This window comes from Flavobacterium sp. TN-1 (genome assembly GCF_052828645.1).
Genome location: NZ_CM128253.1, coordinates 595,272 through 618,564 on the forward strand (window position 1 = coordinate 595,272; position 23,293 = coordinate 618,564).

A 23,293-nucleotide genomic window follows, 5' to 3' on the forward strand; every position below is an offset into this window, starting at 1 on the left:
TTTTTATCAGTTATATGGAGTGAAAAATGACTCCTGTCTTTATGACTTATTTTTAAATTTTTCTTTGTAGTTTTTTACATAAGTGTCTATTCCTTTAACTACTAATGCTTCAACGATTCCTAGCGGTTCTTTTGCCTTTTTGAATTGTTGGTAATATTGGTTTTTTAAACTTATTACTGTTTTGTTGTAGGAATTGTTTAAATCTGGGGTTTCCAATTGAAAGTATAGACTGATTTGTGCCATTGCAAAAAGATCTTTTGGGGTGTGCTTGGCTTTTTGTTTGATCATTTCTTCTTCAAAGGCTAAAAAGGTTTCTTGACTATTCTCGTCATCTTCTTTAAAAAATTCTGACTTGTATTTGGTTTTTAAATGTTTTTTATTAACGTCTAAGTTCTCTATTATTTCTTCTTTTATTTTACTGAGAGCTTTGTTTTTTGATTCTTTGTATAAGTCATTAAACGCTGCTATTTTTTGCAATTCTAAATCCCAAAGATGAAATTCTTTTTTTATTGTTTTTTCAATTTTGTTTTTTTCTTTTGGATCTGTGCTTTGATCATATTTCGATACGTTTTCTTGTAAGTTCTTTTTTTGTATTGATAGTATTTCTTGAAGGGGTTCTAATCCTTCAAAATCTATGGCATTGTTTTTTTCTTCTATGAGGATGCCTATGGCTTTTGAGTCTAAATCTGTACTGATTCCTGATATATTAAGGGTGATTTTGGGTTTTTCTAGTGATTCTAGGGATACTTTTTTTTCTTCTTCTTCTTTTTGTTTCTTTTTAGTTCCTGCAAAATTAAAGTTATAACCAATAGTGATTGTCAAATCATTGATGTTATTGGATGTTGAAGCGTTTGAAGAATTTGATATTAGTTGAGATAACATAAAATTAAAGTTATGTTCTTCTAACATTTTGTAGGTTGCGTTAAAACGACAATTAAAATTGTGAGCATTACTAGAAGGGCTTTTACTGGAATTATATGAAGTGGCCCATTGGGTGGTTAGTTTATCTTTAAAATATTTTTTACTAATACCGAGTACAGGACCAAATGTATGGGTGTTCTGACCTGTTATTTGACTTATTGTATAATTTAAAGAGGTATTGAATGCCCATTTGGTTTTCATTAAAAAATGGGTGTAGAGGGCATTTAAATTATGAAAGACTGTTTTTTGATTGGGGCTTATTTGTCCGCCTTGTTCATTTTCTACTTGATTGTAATTATAGTTGAAACTGCAATTGCGTTTTGATTGTTTTGATTCGGGGAGTTGGTAATTTGTATTCCATATCAAGCTATTGGACAATTGTCTATAATTTAATTGGTTAATAGCATTAATAGCAGGATTGTTTTGATTAATTTGTACGAATTGATCTGGATTTACATTAGTTGTAGTAGATTGATTGGTAAGACTAAGGTTGGTTGAGAGTTTTTCGTTTATCTTAATATTTGTATTTACAGTTCCTACGAGTCTATTGGTTGTTTGTGCTTTTTTATGGTCTAAATTATCCTTTTGAATCCCAAGATTCATTGTTAATTGTACTTTATCGTTAAACAATGGTCTAGAGGCATTAATCATGATGTTTTGCAAATCATTGGAAAAAAAATAGGCTCCCATGGTTTGATAACCTGGATCTATACGTTCAAAACTGGCTCCTACTAGCGTTTTTTGGATTTTATAGTCGAATCCTAACTTGAAGGCGTTAAAATTTTGAGTAGAGGCATTGCCTTTTAGTAGTAAAGAAGCAACTCCTTGAGGGCTGTTTTTTCCTGTTGATCGAACATCCTCTGTTAATGACGAATTGGTATAATCACCATAAATTTTAGCTTCTTTGGATACTTGTGTTTCAAAATTTAAACCTATCACTAAGTTTTCTTTGGGGCTCAAATTCCCTACATTAGATGCCATCGATTGGTATAACAATGGGGTTTCTTTATCTTTTGCATAAAAACCTATAAATCCTAGTTTATATTTATTTTTTATGAGCTCTATTTTTGTTCCGTATCCCCAACGTTCAAATACGGGTAAACTTTTTGGATTGTGTATATCATTTACTTCTTTTAGTAATCGGCCGTACATGGCGGATATTTTTATAGGACTATCGGGAGTAAGTTCTATTCCTCCTCCTGTAAACATGTGACCTGCTAAGGAATAGGGGGAAAAGGTCATAGAAGCATCACCAATATAAACTGAAATCCATTTATAACGGGGGTTTAGACTTAAACGATTGAAGTTAAAAGGTACTTGATAACTTAATTTTCCTCCCATATTGGAAAAATTATAGGTAATGGGCATCGAAAAGGAATAGAGGGAAACATTTAGGTTTCCTGTAAAATTATAAACAAAGGGAGCTCTAGCATCTCTATTAGATTCAGAAAAGGTGGAACCAACTGATGCGCTTCCTCCTATTTTTAAAGGTTTTCCTTGAAAAGCGCCTAAATCTATGGTTTGAGCTGTAGTGTTTATTCCTAGTAGGAATAAACTATTTAAAATAATTAATCTTAGATTTACTTTAGTTTGCAATGCTTGCTTGTTTTTTGTTTTCTTAATTCTGTTATCAAAAATCGTTACTATGAGTATTTAATAGACTACTTTTACTTCTTTAAATGCACTAAAACTTCCGTCTTTAAAAACACCTCTTATGCTGTAATAGTAGGTGTTCCCAATATTTAAAGTGGTATCTATGAATTGATTTTTTTTGCTTGGCGGTAGTATTTTAAACAAGATATTTTGTCCCTCATTTACTCGTTTGTATAAATGATATTCTACTAGATCTGTTGATTTTGTATTCCAATACAATTCAATTGCTTTAGAGGATATATCTGCCATACCACTAAATGTAGTTATAGCGGGTTGTAATATACTCGGCAGGGTTTCTAAGATTAGGGTATCTGATGGTTTTGTTTCGTTCCCGTCTTGATCTGTTGCTGTCATCGCATAATAATATTTCTTTTTGCTGTCTACTGATTGATCTTCATATTCTATTATGTTTGGATCTGTGGTTTCAAAAATAACTTTCCATTGTTTTTCATCTTCTCTTCTTCTGTATAAACTGTGTTTTTTAACGTCTTCTGACTGACTTTGTAGAAAATGAATTTTTATTTTTTTTTCTTCTAGTTCGTAATCGGATAGTACGGGAATAGACGGGGCAATTTTATCCTTTTTCTTAATTTCGAAAGCATTTGAAAGGGGCGATTCATTATAGCGTATATCCAAAGCTTTTAGTTTATAAAATACTTTTTTATTTAAAGATTTTATAGTGATGGTGTCTTGATAATGAGTTCTATTAAAAACTTTTGTGGATAATTCTACATATAAGCCTTCTTTTTCATAACTTCGAAATACTTTGTAACCGTATAAATCGGGTTCTGTATTGGGTTTCCATTTTAATTTTATGATGCCCAATGTATCTATTACTCCTTCTAATCCTTGTGGGGCAATGGGAGGAATAGAGTCTATGGGTTGGACCAACATGGCATACGATTCTTTAAAACCTCCTTTTTTGGCTACCGCTTGAACTTTGAAGTAATTAGATGGTTTTAATTTGGCTTTAAAAACTATTTTACGGGTAGTAGCGGGTAGTTCTTTTTTAACCATTTCAAAGGGACCGCTTTCTTGATCGGCTTGTAAAATATTAAAACCATTGATTTTTTCATCGCCTTCTTTGGGAAAATCCCATTCTAAATTTACTGTTTGGTCATCTAAAGCTGCTTTGGCTGTGATTTGGGGTGAATATTCTAAGAAATCAGCTCCCATTCCGGAGATTATTTTAGAAGGTTCACTCAAAGAACCAAAGGTATCTATACCTCGAATACGATAATAGTATTTTACATTATTTTCAGGTAGTTTATCTGTAAATGTTGTGTAAGATGACTTGCTTATTGTAGGAAATATGGGGGTGTCATTTAATTTCTTAAATACTTTTCCATCAATGGAGCGTTCTATATTGTAACATGAAAATAATGCTTTCTGGGATACAAAATCCCAAAATAGCATGACCGTTTGATTGCCAAAAATGGCTTCTGGGGTAACTGGGGGGGTGTTATCATTTTGGTCTGATAGACCTATATAAAGGCTTCCGTGTGTTACTTCTCCTTCTTTTACTCCTAGCAAAGTAAGGGTGTATACATATTTTTCATTGGGTTTTGCACTGGTATCTTCATATCCCCAACCCGCGGCTTTTGTGGCTAGGTAGGACTGCTCCGCTGCTAGCATGGAAAATGCGTAACGTTGTTGATTTTGATCATTTAGCATCATCATTTTTGCAAATCCTTTTTCTTTTGTGGTGGTTTCAAAATCATCACCATATATTGCTTGTGCTAAAACAGCAGTAAGTGAATCTTGTTTGATTAAGGGTTCCCATTGAGCTAATGGTAAGGGTTTTAAAACTTCTTTTAGTATCACATGTTCTTCTTTGTTAATTGGTTGTCCATCACGAAGTACCGTGCTACGTTGTAATTTATAACCAAAATTTAACGATTTTTTCCAATAATAGGGGTCGTTAACGTTCCATTTTAATAGGATTTTTCCATTGACTATTTTCCCTTTTACAAAAACGGCGGGTTTTACAATTGTTGTATCTATCTGTGCTGAGATTCTTTTTGGGATAAATACTAAGATTACAATAATAATGAGTAACGTTCTTATTTTTTTTTCCATTTTTATTACTATTATTTTCTTATTACTTTTTTGGCTTGAACTGCTCCATTGGTTTTCATTATCACATAGTACACTCCAGCAGCGTGTTGGAATGGAATTTTTTCTACGTGATTTTTACTTGCTGGTTTTTCTAATTCTAAAATTAAGGCTCCTAGTTCCATACGATATACTGATAGGGTAATGGGAGAATCAAATGCTAATTCTACTTCTACATTCATTTCTTTATCATCTGATTCTAATGGATTAGGGTAAATTTTATAATTCTTAATTAATAAATTGCTTGCATGGGTTGTTGTATTTTTTGTGTTTTCTTCTACTATAATTTCTTTTAGTTGTTCTTCTTGGCAACCTGAAGTTGTTTTACTTTTAATTCCTACTTGGTATTTCCCATTTTGTTTGAATTTTACAATAATGTTATCTTTATTTTGCGCTATAATTTCTGCACTGTCTGGCAAGATCCATTCATACGTATTGGGAGTAGAATTGTTGCTAATATTTACTAAAACAATCTCTTGGTCTCGATAGGTTTGGGTTGCTATCATAAAATTTGCTTCAATGGCTTGATCTAAAACTTTAACTACAATTTGATCACTATATACACAATGTCCATTTTTTACTTGAAGGGTATATGTACCACTTTGAGTGAAGGTGACTTTTGGATTGGTTGAACTAAACCCTTTTTCAGAAGTCCATAAATAATCCAACCCTTGTAGTTTGATCTCTGCATCTATTGTATGGGATTGTCCTTTACATAACACTATATCTTCTCCTAGATTTACCACTAAAGGGATTGATCCTTGTAAGGTTAATGTAAATGGTAGCTTACAATCACTGCCTAGATCTGTCAACGTTCCTTTATACGTTCCTGCTTCTAGATTTGTTAATTCTAAACCTTGCCAAGATGGATTTTCCCACTCTACATGGTATTTCCCTGTTCCTCCACTAGGGTTTAAAAGGATGCTTCCGTTATTGGTTTGACCGCAGCTTACATTTGTAACTTTTTCGTTTAATTGTAATCCTCCAGTAGTTTTTATATTTATATTAGTGAGTTTTGGATCTACTAAAACGCAATGATTTGCATCGGTAACCTGCACGCTATAATTTCCTATACCTATATTTTTTAATTCATGATAGGAATCTGTAGCTAGGGAGTTGGTTCCTTTGAATCCATTGCTCCATAGGTAGGTATAGGGGGCTGTTCCGCCGCTTACTTCTAGGATAATCTTCCCTCCTATGGGAGCTTCACATGAGGCATCTACTTTAGTATAAATAGCTCGTAATGTTTCTGGTTCTTTTATTGTTATCAATGCGGAAGATTGGGCACCTGCATTGTCTATTATTTGTACTTCATAGGTTCCTGCTCCTACTGAATTCAGTTTGTTTAATTGCGCATTTGGAATTATTATTCCATTTTTTTTCCATTGAAAAAAATAGGGTTGTATTCCTCCTGTTGTTATACTTTCTAAATTGACTGGTTGATCGCCATGGCATTGGATAATGCCTTGATTGGTATTTAAAATACGGGTTATGAGTTCTTCTGGTTCTGTTATTTTGGTCTTTAAATCTAGTGAGCATCCATTGGCATCTTCAACCGTTATGGTATAATTGCCTGCCTTTAATTTTTCAAATTTTGTTGTGGTTTGCCAACTACCAGCATTCATCTTATAACGATAGGGCTTTGTTCCTCCTAAAATTTCTTGTAGTTCTATAGTTCCTGTTGGTTGTCCGTAAATAGTCCCCATAGTAGATTTTAATACTCCTTGTAAAACTGCTGGTTCCGTAATTATACTGTTTTGATTGGTCTTGCAACCTTTGGCATCTTCTACAAAAAGGGTATAGCTTCCTGCCCCTATATTAGACAGTAATTTTGTTGTTGCTATTAATTTATTGGATGAATTTTTCCATTGATAAGTATAAGGGGGCGTTCCTCCTTGAACCGTTGCTTGCAATTCGGCTGTTTTTTGTTGATTACAAATTACTGCCTTTGTTTGTGTGAGTTGTAAATTTAAAGCTGCTAAAGGTTGAGTAATTGTAACTATTTTTTTTATTTCTCCTTTCGGGGTATTAAAATCGGTTATCGTAACGCTATAATTTCCTGCTGGTAGATTACTAATAGTTTCTTTATCTCCTATCTGCTGATTTTTAGCATCATACCACCTTATTGTATAAGGTGCTTCTATAGGTCCTGGTCTTCCTCCATTTATAAGGATGCTTATTTTACCTGTTGATTCGCCAAAACAATTTAAATCTAAATGACTATTTGTTCCATCTAAATGTAGGTTTAGTGGTTCTATGAGTCCAACGTTGTATACTTTATCTAAATGACATCCTTTACCGTCGGTTAATCTAAGTTTGTATTCTCCTTTTAGAAGATTTCGAGGATTGTTTGTGTTACCCAAATCAGGGGTCCAACTATAATTATAAGGGGGCGTGCCTCCGCTCACGGTAACCTGTATGGCTCCGTCTGCTGTTGTTAATGTGGAAACAGGAAGAATCTTTTCTGTGGCTTTTAATGGATCAGGTTGTGTTAGTATTATTACTGCTTTTTCTGAAATACAATTATTTGCGTCTTTTACTTTGGGTGTGTAATTACCTGGTGATAAACCGCTTATTATGGCATTTGGATATATTGTATCATTTATATAATATGTATACGGAGGGGTTCCTCCTAGTACATCTAGACTAATTTGACCATCATTAGCTCCAAAACAACTCAATTGTTTGGTAGTAGTAGTAAAGTTTAATACACTTGGAGATAACAGTTCATATTGAGCTGAACGTGTAACATTATTTTTATCTGTTACTAGTATTGTGTATGTCCCTGCTGGTAAATCTGTTAGGGTTTCTCCTGTATAAACCGTACCTGTAGTGGTATGAGTCCAACTATAATTATAAAAAGGAGCAGTGGCATTAGGTGTTCCTCCTATTGCGATGGCTTTGAGACTTCCTGTTGTTTCTCCAAAACATTTAATCCCTTCTATTTTTTGAATAGTTATTTGAAATACTGGTGGTTCTGTAAGAGTGATTCTTTTAGGGCCTATTATACAACCGTTTGTATCTTTTATATAAAAATCGTAGTTACCTGCTTTTAAATTAGTAAAAATGTTTGAAGGTTGCCAATTGACACCTTCTTTACTATAGGTATAATCTCCTGTACCGCCATTGGCGTTGATACGTATGGCTCCTGTAGCTGTACCAGGATCAAGTATAGCCGTTTCAATTAATGGGGTAAAATCAAGTGGAGTAGCTCCTACCACATTAAATAACTGGGTTGTTATACAACTGTTAGCATCAGTTACATTCAACTGATAACTACCAGGGGTTGGTGCTATTAGATCTTCAGTAGTACTAAGTACTATGCTAGGATTGTCTTTATTGGTCCAAACATAGTTATAAGGAGCTACTCCACCTTGAATGGTTACGTCTATTCTTGTATTGGTATCGCTGGAACATTTTTGATAAACTGTAGAAATACCCCTTATAATTGTAGTATTTAATCCTGTTATATTTAGTTTTGAAGGGGCTGTATCAACCTTGTAAAGGGCTGTTCGGATAACATCTCTTTGGTCTACTACTCGAAATAGATAATCTCCTGCTGATAGATTGTTTATACTAGAAGTATTGGCAGTATTTATTGGTAGATAATTATTAGGTATCCATTCTAAATTTTTATAAGGTAGATTTCCTCCTGATACGGTTGCTGTTAATCTAACGGTGCCTCCATGGCATTTAATCAGAGGATTGTCAAATTTTATGACTATGGGTTCAGGAGCTTCTAAAGTTTGAGTAAAAGAGGCTGTACAATTATTTTTATCTCTAACGATCAAAGTATAAGTCGCATCTCCTGATAAACTTGATATGTCTTCATTGTTTATCTGACCATTGAGGTTATTTGTGGTAGATTGCCAAAAATAAGTATAAGGGGCTACTCCGCCTATAATACGCACATCTATTTGACCATCTGTAGATACATCTGTTGAAGGGGAAATGGTTTTGACTAACTCGATCCCTAATAATCCATTAGGTTGATTTATTAGTACATCTTGTGCACCATCGGGAGCTAAACAGCCATTGCTGTCTTTTACTTGTACAGAATAATTCCCAGATCTTAATCCATTAAATACATTTGAGGGTTGCCAACTATTTCCTCCATCTTTACTGTATTGATAATTGCCTTTCCCTCCAATGGCGTTGATTGTTATTGAGCCGCTGTTATCTCCATAACATAATATAGGCGTTGATGTAGTAGTAAAGGTAAGTTTTGAGGGAGAATCAATTTGAATCTTTGGGCTAATCACTAAACTGGAAGGTTGACTTCCTGATTTTATAGTTTGATACTCTAAAATATAATTTCCTTTTGGTAAACCATTCCAAACTAAATTTCCTCTATTGTTATTAAATTCAGTAGAAGAAACATCTTTTTGTCCAAAGACACCACTAGTATTTGCATCTTTTAAAAGAAGATGTAAAATTTCATCAGGCTCTAGATCATTATCAAATTTAAACCTTATTAAGCCGTCTGAAATACTTGAACAATTAGTATCAACACCAATTGATGAAATTAATTTTGGAGGGCATCTATAAAAAGTATATACAGCAACATTTGTATACAAAGGAAAACCAAAATTAGAACTATACAAATAATTTGAGCTATTTTTATAAATTCCTCTAACAAAGATTGTTTGAGGTAGATTTGACGACAAACCTACAAGATCTTCAAAATAAACTCTCGAATCTGATCTTATAGGCAACTTATAAAAATTTATCTTATCAAAACTATATTCATAATAATCAACAAGATAATTAACATTATTTTCCCATTCAAAAGAACCACATTTGGGATAATCTTTACTTGATAAAGAATATCCAAAAACAGTATCACTGAAATAATTTAAATCCCCTATTGCTGGAGGTATTTCACAAATATCTTCTCCCTCTGTAACATCAAAAAAAATATTTTGGGTAGCATCCTCAAGTTTTATAATTTTTGTTGAATTACCTGAACAATCATTACCTAAATAGCGTTTATTAGTAGAATACTCTACTCGAATTGGATATTGATCTGAAGAAATTTCTAATATTTCAGACCTCCTACGCGTAGGATACAAATTTTCTGAATAATACTCCCTATAAATACCAAGAACTTGAGTATAAAAATTTTTTGAATATATTTTTTTATTACTATGGGAATAAATATCTAGATTTAGACTACTTGATCCTTCCGAAGTTAGTCCAACATTTCTTTTTCCATGATTTACATAAATTTTATCTCTAGTAACGACCAAATATTTATATGATCCTTGTGCTAAAAAGCATACTGGAAATAAAATAAAAAAAAATAAAACTTTTTTCATAATCTTAAATTAGACACGAATCTATCTTTTAATTTATTCGCTTATATTTTATTATAACCTCTCTAGAAAATTCTTTTTCTGGACTATTTTGATAAATCAACTTTATTAAATATTCTCCTTTCATCAATATAGGAAAAACACCATTTATTAGATCCTTATACTGATTGTATTTTTCCCAATTAATAGGAGTACTTAAATAGCTATTGATTACTTGATCTCTTATATTTAAAAAATCTTGTTTGTAGGTTTTCACCAAACTATATTCATAAGGAAATCGCTGGTTTATAAATATTGAATTGGAATTATTAGACATCTCATTCCTGTAATATTCTATAATACTGATGTCTCGAACTGGGGGCAATCCTAACTCGAATATATTTCTGTTTTTTATTGTAATTTTCCCTTTTTCAAGTGGATAATTTTGATAAATCAACGGTAAAATTATTTCTTTATAATAAGAATCTTCTAAAACCGCCTCTACACTAATCAAGGCTTTGCCATTTGTATACTGGTTTCCAAACAATTCTGCTTCATTAAAATTTTCGTACTTATTTGTTGCTAATTGTATTTTATGAACGTCTGCTGAAACAGGTATAAAGAAATTATCTTCTGTCTTTATACTTTTTATCTTTTCTGTAAACGTAGCATGCTTACTGGTTTTAAACTCATAGTTTAAAAACGATTTGGTTAAATTTGTATTATTCTGAGCCAATGCTGTGTTTTGAGTAATGATTTGTTCATTAGTAAAGCTAGCATCAGTAACCATAGTAGTTGTTCCTGAATTTTGGGTAGAATCTATACTTGTTCCTGTGCTTATTACCGTACCTACTGGATAGGCTGTTAATTGCAATTGATAATTCTTTTGGGTTGCTAATTTATCATAGGTAAAGCTTACTTTTTTAGCACTCGCCTCATAGTTTAAAGCCGCTTGAACTTTCAGCTGGTTACCTTCTTTAACTTCACCTTTGAGTACCCAGTTTTGTACTGATCCGTCAAACAAATATTTTTGTCCTTGTTTTAGTTTTATATAAACGGTTTTATGTTCCTCTGGATAAAAGTTGTTTGCAGCTACTACAGGATAACTGTAACTAATATTTTCTAAAGGTATGTATTCTGGTGCATTACCTGTTTTAAAGGTAAACGTCTTTTTTTCTGTATCTGTATTTCCTCCCTGAAGAGCAATCCATGAGGAACCTATTTTTTCTTCTACTCCTACTTCTACTTCTGCTACTATTTCTTTTTGAGGTGGAAGTACTTCTGAAGATACAAAGTTGACTTTTGTATTATGATCCATCCATTGAATATCTCCTAACAAAGGGGTTCCGTCTACTTTTAGTACGTATTTTTTTAGATTGATACGAACTAATTTACGGTTCCCATTCATATCCTCAGCTGAAAAAGGTTCTAACATGCTATAATTAAAGGCTACTTGTGGTTTTTTAAACACATCTACATTGGTTTCTCCATCTGGACTTGCACTTGCTATTAGTGGGATTGATAGAGGTTGTGACATTCCTATAAATTCACATTTCTCTCCTATTTCTGCTTTGTATTTAAATCGTCCTTTTATCATACCTCCCAGCACATTGTAATACACTCCCACATAACCTTCCATGTGGGTTGGATTAGGAAATTCTCCTCGTAACATGGCGGCTATACCTACCCCTAGTATTTTTATATCTTTTTTGATTCCAAAGATTTTTATGCGTAAACCGGCTTCTCCATAAATATAGGCATACACCTGTCCCATAGAGTACCATCCATCATTCCCCACTAACCCCGGACGTCCTGCACAACTCACTCCATTTAGCTTTCTATGGGTAATATCAAATCCTCCTCCTGCTTCTAGAAACGCATAAAACCAATCTTCATCATACGAAATGGCAACACTAAAGTTTAATCCGAATGCAAAACCTTTGCCATCGTTTAATAAACTTAAATTACGATTATCGTTCATGATATCTGGACCAAGAATTTCTAAAACTCTTGGGTGCGGTGGGGTTTGGGAAGGCAGCACATCTCCTGTCATAAAATATGCGCCTACATTTACATCGTATGATCCTATTTTAAAAATGGCCCCTAACTTATCCATAGGAGTCCCTACATGCAAATAATTTTTGGTAGGACTTGAATACATGTGTACCATACCAAATTTATGATTTTCTCCAGATCCCTTTATCCCTTCTAAATTGAGGTATAATTCAAAGAGTCCATCAAAAGAATCATGAACAAAATCTTTTTCTATACTCACAAATACACCTACTTTTCCATCTTTAGCTATTTCTGATACTGGGTGGGTACGTTTAGAAATGGCCAACATATTACCATTAGCAAGATAATTATTCATTTCACTCGCTTCGTTACCTGAAAATATTTTGTCATAACTTGCCCATGTATCTCGAAGATTCCCTTCTGTTTGACCATTACCAGACATCATGGCTCCTTCGCCTAGAAAATAAATGCGATTTAATCCTCCTGTGTGATTATACTCCATCTCTAAAAATACTTTCGCTTTAAATGAAGTAGATTCGCCAAATTTTGCTTTTACCCCTGCTCTAAAGCCCAGTCCTGATTTTGCATCGGGCTTATACACATTAGTAGCTATATTTGCCATCATCCCGCCATCAACACGCTTCATTCTGTAAGACAAACCGCCTTCTACCCGTTGTAAACCAAACTTTCCTGAAGATCCTGTATTTTCTATTTGAAAATCTACAAACCAATGGGCAAAGTCTTTATTAGCAAAAATTCCTTTAGCTATACCTTTTACCTCTAACTTCTTTAATTCTACAGCTAATTCTCCTTGAAATCCTTTGCCATAAATAGGATCTTCATTAAATACTTTTAAACCTCCTTTTAGTGTAAAACCACTTTTTTCTACATCTACTTTTATCTCGTCTATTACTACTCTATTAAATTTATAAGAATGGAATGTTTTATTTTCAAATTTGCTTAAAATCTTGAGTCCTGCTTCTGCTGATATAAATCCGTTTGTATCTGATTGAGAACCTCCTCCCATTAGGTTCACTTTCATATTAAATGCTAATCCTAATTCTTCTTTTGATGGGGTTATTAGGTGAATATTACTTATTGCTACCGAAAAATTTCCAAATTTTTGCTCTGCTGAGGCTGGATAACCAAAATAATCCGCCTCTATATAAGGCAATGCGTGGGATTGTAATTTTAAATTCTGAAAAACTATGCCTTGAAAATTATAGAATTCTTTATCCTTCTCTTCCTGACTATTTTCTTTTTCTGCTTCTATATTTTTTTCACTTGCTATTTCCGCGGCATAAGAAAAAACCTGGGCTTGAACAAAAACTCTCAACTGATCATATCCTTTATCAACATATTCTTTAAGTTGCTCAACGGCTTTTTTCTTGGGATCTGCTTTAATAAATGAAAAATTATTATTCAAATAATCGTGTACTTTCGTAACAACTACTTGACTACCTGTTTGAACACCTCCCAAAGCCTGATCTACATTACTATCAGAACTATCAAAGGTATGAATTGTGCTATTATCGTTCGGACCAGTATTATTTTTTTCTATTCCCCCTTTAAAAGCCATTTTCCCATTTAAAAAAGCGGAAGCTTTGAACTCAGCATTGCTATCATCCATTTCTAATTTTACCCAAGAATTCTTTTCAAAGATTAACTTTCCTTTAAACATCTTAAAATTAGATTTCGTAACAGATGCTTGAAACAAGTATTTATCTTCATTAAAAGTTCCTAAAATTTCTATAAAATCACCTGTTGCAGATGGTTTTATATAACCTAATACTTTTGCTGATTTTATCCGTCCTAATTCTAAACCTATACCTACATAATCTAATTTATACTGCCATCCTGATGCACTCCCTTTTTCTAAAAGTTTATATCCTGCAAAAGTGCCGCTTACACCAAAATTGTCTATCAATAAATTTGTGCTTTGAATTTTCGTTCTTTCTCCTGTGGATTTATTTGAAAATTGTTTGGGCATAGTAATTTCTACTTCTTCCGCAAAAAAACCTTTCCATATATTTTTATTTCCTTCTGGAAAAAAACCATTCGTATCATACACTTTTGGGAAACTTTTATCGACCTCTGGGTTATTTTTAACATCACTTAGATCTATTGTAGCTTTTTTAAGTTTAAAACTCCAATTTTTTAACTTCGTTATCTCAAAAGCAGGTAAGTCTAATTCGAGCAATAAATCATTCCATCCTCCCCCTTTTATTCCTAAAGTAGCTCCTACATAATGATCATTCCCAATTGCTTTCTTTTTATCTTCCGACAAATCTGAGCCGTATTCTTTACGCTTACCCTCTCCATCAATTGGTACTACCAACGAACGAGACAATCGAACGTCTAGTTTAAAAGATAAACCTTTGAATCCATTACAATCAAATTCTATATAACTATCCCCCTTTATTGATCCCTCTTTCCGATTTATGTCTCCTCCTAAAACAGTTAACAAAACTTTACCGCCCAATTGAGGTAAACTCGTATTACCTAAAGAATGTAACTTCCAATCTCCTATAATACCTCCAGAATGAGACAATTTTAAATCTTCTGCTGCAAAATATAAGTGCGTATTTAAAAATTGAGTTTCTAAACGTGCAAAAGCTGTTAATTCTAAATATTCGGGAGTAACTTTGGCTTTTACTATAACCATTTCTGCTTTAAAGCCATCATTTGTTTGCCCTTTTAAGCCTATTGGTAGTTGTACTAATTCTTCTTTTGATATATTCTGAACGTATTTTAGCGTTTTTTCATTGAAGATTTTACTCAAAAAATCGTCTTGAATAACTTTATCTTCAATATCAAAAAAAGAGGATATATATTCTGGGCTAATCCATTTATTTTGGGTTTTATACCCCATAGATTCTCGAAATACTATCTTTGAATCTAATCTTGAAAAACTTGTTTTCTCCTTACTTTCTTTTACTATTGTGTCTCTCTCTTCTGAAAAAACATTACAATAGTTATACAAAGAGGTAAATAAAAAAAGAACTGCTATTTTGAGCCTCATGAAATCTAGTTTGTTTTTTTGAGAACAAAAATATAATTTTTAAATAAAAAAACATCACAAATACATCTTTTTAAACAAATGTTATTAACTAGCGGTAGATGTGTTTAAAATTAACATTCACGAATTAGATATAAGCTATTATTCTTTTAAATCAACAATATTTTCCCCGTATTAATTGATTTTTAAAAAAAACACACTACAAATTCAAACAAGAAGCTTCTCACAAAATCAGTAAATAATCAACTCGTCAAACAAAAAGTTTAAAAAAGAAAACAGATTTTCTACTTTTGCGTAAAAATAACGCAGGATATGAGTATCTCACAAAACATACGAATAGCAGTTGATGGGGTTGTTTTTGCTTATGCAAATTCGTCATTATATGTTTTACTTATTCAACAAAAATTTGGTACAGATACATTACACTGGGCACTACCTGGTGGATTAGTAAAAGAAAATGAATCATTGATAGATGCTATAAAACGAGAACTCAAAGAAGAGACCAATGTTACAGTAAACTATATTGAGCAACTTTATACTTTTGGCGACGATGTGTATCGCGATTCTAGAAACCGAGTAATTTCTGTTGCGTATTTTGCACTTGTGAATCCATCTAAATTAAAATTAATCGCCGACACTGATGCTGATGCCGTATGTTGGGTTAAAGTAGATGAAATTCCTAAAATGGCTTTTGACCATAATAAAATTGTAAGTAAAGCATTGGAACGTTTACAAGCTAAACTAAGGTACCAACCTATAGGTTTTGATTTACTTCCTAAAGAATTTTTATTTTCTGATTTGGAACATCTATATACATCTATCATTGGAAAAGAAATTGACCGACGTAATTTTAGAAAAAAGATTCTCAGTTTAGGTTTTATTGAAGAAACAGATCATATCCATCATCCAAAATCTGGTCGTCCAGCTAAATTTTTTAAATTTAACGTAGCTAAATACGAAGAACTTTCAAAAGAAGGCATGGTTTTCGAAATCAAATTTGCGTAAAGCACAGGGCATTCGCTTTTAAAAATATTTGAAGAAATAACCACAGATGCACAGATTTTATATACTTTTTTTTAGAAAATTAATTGTAAAATTATCCGCTTTGCGGAAATAAATATTAAAATTTATATTTTATCAATTTATTTTTATCTGTGCATCTGTGGCATTTTTTTAAACGCGAATGCCGTGGTAAAGCATTTATTCGTATCAAAATAAGTTAAAACTTTGTACTTTAGTACAAGTACATTTGAAGCTCTAAAATTTATACAACAAAGATCGTAAAGATTTACTGCACTAATGTGTTTTAATCCTTTAATCTGTGGCTGTCTCTAAAATCAACTTTGCGTAAAAAAAACACAAAATATTTTGTCGGTAAAAAAATACGTTTTATATTTGCGTAACATTAACGCAAACTCATAAAGATATGTTCGTATTAAATTTAGATAACAGCTTCACTCCCTTTGGAATACAAAACCAAATTGAATGTCAAACATTCACTTTTTCTGGAGGAGAACCCCATATAAAAATTCAACCATTTGATACTACTCAAAAAGTTATCATTACCCATCGTGCAAATAGTTTTAACGATTTTGGATTAATTATTTTAACGATTGATGCTTTGAGAAGAATGGAGGTAAAAGAAATTGAACTTTTCATTCCGTACTTTCCAGCAGCAAGACAAGATCGTGTAATGATTCCTGGCGAACCACTTTCGGTAAAAGTATATGCTGATATCTTGAACAGTTTAAACCTTTCTAAAGTGTATGTTTTTGATGCGCATAGTGAAGTAACTCCTGCGGTACTTAACAATTGCCAAGTCATAACCAATTATAAATTTATTGAAAAGGTAATTGAAAACATAGGGCAAGAAGTAATTTTAATTTCCCCAGATGGCGGTGCTTTAAAGAAAATTTACAAAGTATCTGAATATTTAGGCGGAATCGAAGTGGTTGAAGCAAGCAAAAGCCGCGATGTAAAAACAGGAAAACTGAAAGATTTTAAAGTATATACCGATGATTTACAAGGAAAAGCTTGTTTAATTGTAGATGATATATGCGACGGAGGTGGCACTTTTATAGGATTAGCCGAAGCATTACAAAAAAAGAAGGCTGGCAAATTATATTTGGCTGTTAGCCACGGAATTTTTAACAAAGGATTCGATCAATTACAAATTTTTGAAAAAATCTTTACAACCAATTCGGTTAAGGATTTTGAAGAAGAAAAAGTTCAAACGATTAAGATTGAAATAGAATGAAATACACAATAGAAAATATAGATAAAAATGCGAAGTTCCTTTTCTTTTGGGGACATCAACCTTCAAATGACGGAAGTATAACCAAAACCTGTTTTAGTCAATGGTGGCAGAGTTCATTTACTGTGGACGGAATTGTCTTTCCAACTGCCGAACATTGGATGATGGCACAAAAAGCAAAATTGTTTAACGACGATGAAATGTTTGATAAAATAATTCACGCTAAATCGCCAGCTCAAGTAAAACAGTTTGGCAGACAAGTCCGAGGATTTGACCAAAAGATTTGGGAAGACAACCGATTCGAAATTGTGGTTCAAGGGAATTACCATAAGTTCTCTCAAAATGAAGCCTTGAAAGAATTTTTACTAAATACCAATAACAGAGTCATAGTTGAAGCGAGTCCTGTGGATAAAATTTGGGGTATTGGTCTAACAGGTGATGATCCAAAGGCAAATAATCCTAAAACTTGGAACGGACTAAATTTATTGGGATTTGCATTGATGGAAGTGAGGGATATATTAATTGAGAAACAATGATTTTACAAGCAGCTATAGGAGACGCTTATGGAGCTGGTTTTGAGTTTCAAAAGCAAGAATTTATTGATGAATATAATGATGTAACGACCTATTATCCACACGGATTATATACGGAAATACATAAACGATATACCGATGATACACAAATGGCGATTGCTATCACTGAACTAGTTTTGGAAGACCTTGATTGGACTGAAGAACGAGTAGCTCAAAAGTTTGTGGAGGTTTTTCATAGGGATAAACGAAGAGGCTATTCAGATAGGGTTTATAACGCGCTTGACATAAGTAAGAATGGAAATGAATTTATGGCAAATCTTACTTTTCAAAGTAGTGGTAATGGTTCGGCAATGCGGGCGTATCCTATTGGATTTATAAAGGATATTCCAACGTTGTTGAAATGTTCCGAAATTCAGGCTAAAACATCACATAATACCACTGAAGGAATCCAATGTGCAAAACGTATCGCTTTGGCAGTGCATTTTTACAGATATGGTTTAGACACAAAGTATGATTTGATTGAATTTTTAAATTTGACTTTGAACGAAAATGAAACCTATGAAATTATCGCTCCCATTGATATGCACGGTTATCCTACTACAAAAGCAGTGATTAAGTTGGTTTCAGAAGCGACTTCAATCTACGAATGTTTACAAAAAGGGATAAGTTATGGGGGAGATACAGACACGGTTGCTGCTTTATGTATGGCAATTTTGAGTCAAAAAACGAATTGTGAAAATTCACTTCCAGCGTTTTTATATGAAGAATTAGAAAATGGACTTTATGGAAGAGAGTTTTTAATGAATTTGGATAATAAATTAGAAGAGAAGTTTAGAAAATGAAAACGATTCAAAAACATAACTATAAAAACATTGAGTACTTGACGTAAACCTTAGCGCCCTTGCGGTTAAAAAAACAAACTAAAAAATGAAACTCACTATACACGGCTATTCCACTGCATTATTTTCCACTTGGTACGCCATAGAAGAACTCGGAATTATTTTTGATGCAGGCGACGGACTCGTTTCGGGCTTGATGGGAAAGTGCGGAAAGTTCAAAAATCTCTTTATTACGCATCCAGACAGGGATCATCTTACTGGCTTATTAGCATTCAATCAAATGTACGGATATAATAAATCAACGATTTATTATCCAAAAGATTGTAAATCCTTCCCGTTTTTGGAGACGTTTACAGCAAATTTTGATCCGCAGTCAAAAGGCACACAGTGGATAGGAATTGAAGCAAAGGAGACGATAGCCATAAAAGAAAAATTAGTAGTCGAAGCCATAAAAAACGAACATATTTACACACCCAATGGTGAAAATAAAAGTTTGAGTTACAAAGTTTGGGAAACCAAGAAGAAACTGAAACAGGAGTTTTTAGCTTGTTCGGCTAACGAATTAAAAGAATTACGAATAGAAAAAGGGAAACAGCACTATTCGAGGAACAAAAATCACTACTTCTATCCTATTCAGGCGACACCCCTGTAACGGATTACCAACGGTATAACGGTTCAAAAGTTTTAATTCACGAAGCCACTTTTTTAACCAAAGAAGAGCAAGCCACTAAAAATGACAAAAACCAACATAGCTCACTGGAAGAAGTAATGCAAATGATCGCAGAAATTGAAGTCGGAGAAGTTATTTTAGGACATTTTTCATCACGCTACACCAACGAACAAATTATCGAAGCCATCAAAAAATGGAGTATACATTACAACATCAAAGTGCCTATTTATTTGATGCCTATTGGAAAAATGAAAAAGGATATTTTGAATGGGAATACTGTAAATTAAAAACCTAAAAAGTTGAATTATAAAAATTAAATGTCACAGAGATGCGCAGAGAAATAGCTAAGAGATGCACAGAATTTGAAAAACTTCGTGTGACTTCGTGAAAAACTTTGTGCAACTCTGTGTAACAAGAAAAAATATGAACTTAGAATTAAAAAAATATACAGAACAATTACAAGAATGGCCACAAAGCGGACACCATATTATGGCGCAGTATGACCAAGAAAAAATAATCGTTTATCAATCGTACCGACCGGAAATTGGAAATTTTGCAGTCCAGAATCAATATTTTGGAGGTGCTTTTAGCCTCGACCGAATGACGTGGATTAAACCCAATTTCCTTTGGATGATGTATCGCAACGGTTGGGGAACAAAAGAAGGACAAGAAGTCGTTTTAGCCATTCATTTAAAACTAGAAGCCTTCAAAAAATATTTGGAAAATGCTGTCTATTCTTCCTTTAATCAAGTAGAAGGTATGTCTATCGAACAATGGCAGGAAGCAGTAAAAACATCCAATGTTCGTTTGCAATGGGATCCAGATCACGACCCTTACGGAAACAAATTAGAAAGAAGAGCCATACAAATTGGATTACGAAACGAATTTAGTCGGTCATTTGCAAAGACGGATATACTTCAAATCGAAAATATAAGCCCATTTGTAGCTGAACAATACGAATTCGTGAAAAAAAATGAATTAGAACAACTTCTTATTCCTGAAGAAAAACCACTTCGGTTTAAAAATGAAGAATTGAATAAAAAATTGAAGTTAGTTTAAATCAAATTTTAAAACTTCGTGTGACTTCGTGAAAAACGTTGTGCAACTTTGTGTAACAAGAAAAAAAATGAAAATGGATATTTTAATAGAAATCCTTTAAATAAAAATTGAATTATAAAAAAATTAAATATCACAGAGATTTAAAGAGAAATGACTCAGAGATTCACAAAATTTAAAAAACTTTGTGTGACTTCGTGAAAAACTTTGTGTAACTCTGTGTAACAAAACTAATATTACAATGAACGAAAAAGAGATAAAAAATATAAGCAAATTCCTGAGTCTAATTCTCAGACATTCCCCAGAAACAATTCATCTGAATCTAGACGAAAACGGATGGGCAATCGTTGACGAACTCATTGAAAAAGCCAATAAAAATAGAAATGAATTTCACAAGGAATTGGATTTTGAAATTATAAGTCAAGTGGTGGAAACTAATGACAAAAAACGATTTTCCTTCAATGAGGATTTAACAAAAATCAGAGCCAATCAAGGACATTCCATTACTATAGATTTAGAATTACAACCACAAACCCCACCGGATGAATTATACCACGGGACAGTGGCAAAGTTTATGGATGCCATTTTGAAAGACGGAATACAAAAAATGAGTCGGCAACACGTACATTTAAGCAAAGACAAAGAAACCGCAATCAAAGTAGGTAGTCGTCGAGGAGCAGCTATCATTTTAAAAATCAATACCCACCAAATGACCAAAGACGGCTATCTGTTTTATTGTTCCGAAAATGGCGTTTGGCTGACCGATGAAGTACCACCAAAATATATTCAGCGATGTTAAAAATTCAATTAGTATATAGAGAAGAAGCTTTGGGAGAAACGATTTTGCAGACTGTCAAAATGTTGAAATTATATCAAGAGATATTTTACAAATTCCTTCGGATTTATGGATGGCGGACTCGATTTGCATATTTCGGAAACCTTGGGTTGGCATATTGAAGAAAACCTGCAAAAGCAAATAGCGCAATTAGATGAAAAAGAATTGCTAATTGGCAAATCTATCACCATTGAAACAGGAAATGATAAAATTCCTTATCTCATTTCGGCACCCACTATGCGAGTACCTATGAGTTTTAATATTGCTACTTCGGTAAATGCTTATTTAGCAATGAAAGCAATATTAATTGCGGCTAGCAAAAATGATAAAATACAAACGGTTTCAATACCAGGACTTTGTACAGGTTCTGGACGAATGCCTTTTCATATTGCTTCCAACCAAATGTTTTTAGCGTATGATGAGGTCATCAATGGGAATCATAGAACCTATGAAAACTTTGGCGATGCTCAAAAGTATCAATACCGACTAAATGAAAAGGGATTTATTTGGGATTATTAATCGGTAAATAAGCATTTTTAACTTTATATTTATTCTTAAAATTAATATTTATTGAAAATAGAGTCAACTATTTGATCTTATTTTTTATTTTTGTATAAAATAAGGAATTTTATGTTAAAAGAAATATCTAAAAAACAGGTTCAGGACAGAATGCGTTTTGAAAATCCTTGGTGGGTTGATGGTTGTATTGAAAGTGACTATAATGAACTATCAAGAAGGTTGTATTTCGAATTATTCAAACCATTGGTGCACGAAAGAGAAATCCGAAGAGCGGTAGTATTAATGGGACCACGTCGAGTAGGAAAAACAGTAATGCTGTATCATACAGTTCAAGACTTAATTGATAATAATTATGATCCAAAAAAAATTATTTTTTTGACTATCGAAAACCCAATTTATAACAATATTAGCCTTGAGCAACTTTTTATTTTAGGAAAAGAAGCTACTGGTTTAACAGATAAAGAGGGTTGGACAATTATTTTTGATGAAATTCAATACTGTAAGAATTGGGAAGTACATCTCAAATCTTTAGTTGATAGTTATCGTAAAGATAAATTTGTGGTATCTGGTTCAGCGGCAGCAGCGTTAAAATTTGCCAGTAATGAGAGTGGTGCAGGTAGATTCACTGACTTTTTATTACCTCCACTAACATTTAATGAATACATACATTTAAAAAAACTAGATAGAATAATAATACCTACTCAAAAACAATGGCAGGATTCTACGATCGAATTTTTTACTGCTTCTCATATTGAAGAACTCAATAAACATTTTATAGATTATATAAATTTTGGAGGATATCCAGAAGTAATATTTTCACAAAGAATGCAAGAAAATCCTGGTAGATATATTAGACAAGATATAGTAGATAAGGTTTTATTAAGAGATTTGCCTAGTCTATATGGGATAAGTGATACTAGAGAATTAAATTCCTTATTTACAACGATAGCTTATAATACGGGAAATGAGTTTTCATTAGAAACATTAAGTATTCAATCGCAAGTACCTAAAAATACTTTAAAAAAATATATAGAATATTTAGAAGCAGCCTTTTTAATCAAGCAAGTTAAAAGAATAGACCAATCAGGTAAAAAGTTTAAACGGGATAATTTCTTTAAAATTTATTTAACCAATCCATCTTTGAGAAGTGCTTTGTTTTCTCCGATAACATATAATGATGAGCTCATTGGTAATTTGGTAGAAACAGCAGTATTTGCTCAATGGATGCACAGAGAGTGGTTTACTCCTTGGTATGCTCGTTGGAATAATGGAGAAGTAGATATGGTTGCTTTAAGTGATTCAAGTTTAAAACCTATTTGGGCACTTGAAATAAAATGGAGTAATCGATATTTTGATAAGCCAAGTGACCTTAAAAGTCTGTATAAATTTTGTGAAGAAAATAAATTAGATTTTCCAATTGTTACGACCATTGACAAAGAAGGTGATCTAGAACACAATGGTTTAAATATAAAATATTTCCCTGCTTCATCCTATGCATATACGATAGGGAAAAATACTTTGGAAAAAAAGAAAAATAGATAAAGGATCCTGCTTTCAAAGTTATAAACA

General features: G+C 32.8%; 14 protein-coding genes. 10 read left to right on the plus strand and 4 right to left on the minus strand.

The genetic code is table 11. From position 1 onward, the window contains the following. Positions 1-39 precede the first annotated feature (39 nt). The 4 genes from ACUXZJ_RS02410 to ACUXZJ_RS02425 are packed head-to-tail and all read right to left on the minus strand — an operon-like array spanning position 40 to position 15,021. Positions 40-2,517: a hypothetical protein gene (locus ACUXZJ_RS02410; protein WP_063743399.1), complete on the minus strand. Its 2,478-nt coding sequence runs from the start codon at positions 2,515-2,517 to the stop codon at positions 40-42. 57 nt (positions 2,518-2,574) lie between these two features. Then, positions 2,575-4,653, minus strand: coding sequence for a fibronectin type III domain-containing protein (locus tag ACUXZJ_RS02415; RefSeq protein ID WP_088418279.1), 2,079 nt, complete (start codon positions 4,651-4,653; stop codon positions 2,575-2,577). Positions 4,654-4,664: 11 nt separating this feature from the next. Beyond that, the gene (locus ACUXZJ_RS02420) at positions 4,665-10,007 is read right to left on the minus strand and encodes a SprB repeat-containing protein (protein WP_063743405.1); all 5,343 of its coding nucleotides are present in this window, start codon (positions 10,005-10,007) and stop codon (positions 4,665-4,667) included. Positions 10,008-10,035: 28 nt separating this feature from the next. After that, a complete protein-coding gene (locus ACUXZJ_RS02425; protein WP_063743407.1) occupies positions 10,036-15,021 on the minus strand; it encodes a hypothetical protein in 4,986 nt (1,661 codons plus the stop codon). A gap of 309 nt (positions 15,022-15,330) precedes the next feature. Between ACUXZJ_RS02425 and ACUXZJ_RS02430 the strand changes: the two genes are divergently transcribed. The 10 genes from ACUXZJ_RS02430 (at position 15,331) to ACUXZJ_RS02475 (ending at position 23,266) form a co-directional block, all read left to right on the plus strand. Next, complete coding sequence (locus ACUXZJ_RS02430; RefSeq protein WP_060381436.1) at positions 15,331-16,023, plus strand: NUDIX hydrolase; 693 nt, start codon at positions 15,331-15,333, stop codon at positions 16,021-16,023. 421 nt (positions 16,024-16,444) lie between these two features. Beyond that, on the plus strand, positions 16,445-17,275 hold the full coding sequence (prs, locus tag ACUXZJ_RS02435; protein WP_060381435.1) for a ribose-phosphate diphosphokinase: 831 nt from the start codon (positions 16,445-16,447) through the stop codon (positions 17,273-17,275). Beyond that, the gene (locus ACUXZJ_RS02440) at positions 17,272-17,808 is read left to right on the plus strand and encodes an NADAR family protein (protein WP_060381434.1); all 537 of its coding nucleotides are present in this window, start codon (positions 17,272-17,274) and stop codon (positions 17,806-17,808) included. Before prs ends, ACUXZJ_RS02440 begins: the two co-directional genes overlap by 4 nt. Beyond that, positions 17,805-18,647 carry an ADP-ribosylglycohydrolase family protein gene (locus ACUXZJ_RS02445; RefSeq protein WP_060381433.1) on the plus strand — a complete coding sequence of 281 codons (843 nt, stop codon included), beginning with the start codon at positions 17,805-17,807 and terminating at the stop codon, positions 18,645-18,647. Before ACUXZJ_RS02440 ends, ACUXZJ_RS02445 begins: the two co-directional genes overlap by 4 nt. A gap of 85 nt (positions 18,648-18,732) precedes the next feature. Then, positions 18,733-19,296 (plus strand): hypothetical protein, encoded by a 564-nt coding sequence (locus ACUXZJ_RS02450; RefSeq protein WP_060381432.1) that lies wholly within the window; start codon positions 18,733-18,735, stop codon positions 19,294-19,296. Between the two features lie 122 nt (positions 19,297-19,418). Beyond that, on the plus strand, positions 19,419-19,601 hold the full coding sequence (locus ACUXZJ_RS02455) for a hypothetical protein (RefSeq protein ID WP_235588336.1): 183 nt from the start codon (positions 19,419-19,421) through the stop codon (positions 19,599-19,601). Between the two features lie 136 nt (positions 19,602-19,737). Beyond that, positions 19,738-20,373, plus strand: coding sequence for a DUF4291 domain-containing protein (locus ACUXZJ_RS02460; RefSeq protein WP_060381430.1), 636 nt, complete (start codon positions 19,738-19,740; stop codon positions 20,371-20,373). A 238-nt stretch (positions 20,374-20,611) separates the two neighbouring features. Then, complete coding sequence (locus ACUXZJ_RS02465; protein WP_060381429.1) at positions 20,612-21,169, plus strand: RNA 2'-phosphotransferase; 558 nt, start codon at positions 20,612-20,614, stop codon at positions 21,167-21,169. A 72-nt stretch (positions 21,170-21,241) separates the two neighbouring features. Continuing rightward, on the plus strand, positions 21,242-21,724 hold the full coding sequence (locus ACUXZJ_RS02470; protein WP_256366393.1) for a macro domain-containing protein: 483 nt from the start codon (positions 21,242-21,244) through the stop codon (positions 21,722-21,724). Between the two features lie 111 nt (positions 21,725-21,835). After that, a complete protein-coding gene (locus ACUXZJ_RS02475) occupies positions 21,836-23,266 on the plus strand; it encodes an ATP-binding protein (protein WP_060381427.1) in 1,431 nt (476 codons plus the stop codon). Positions 23,267-23,293 lie beyond the last annotated feature (27 nt).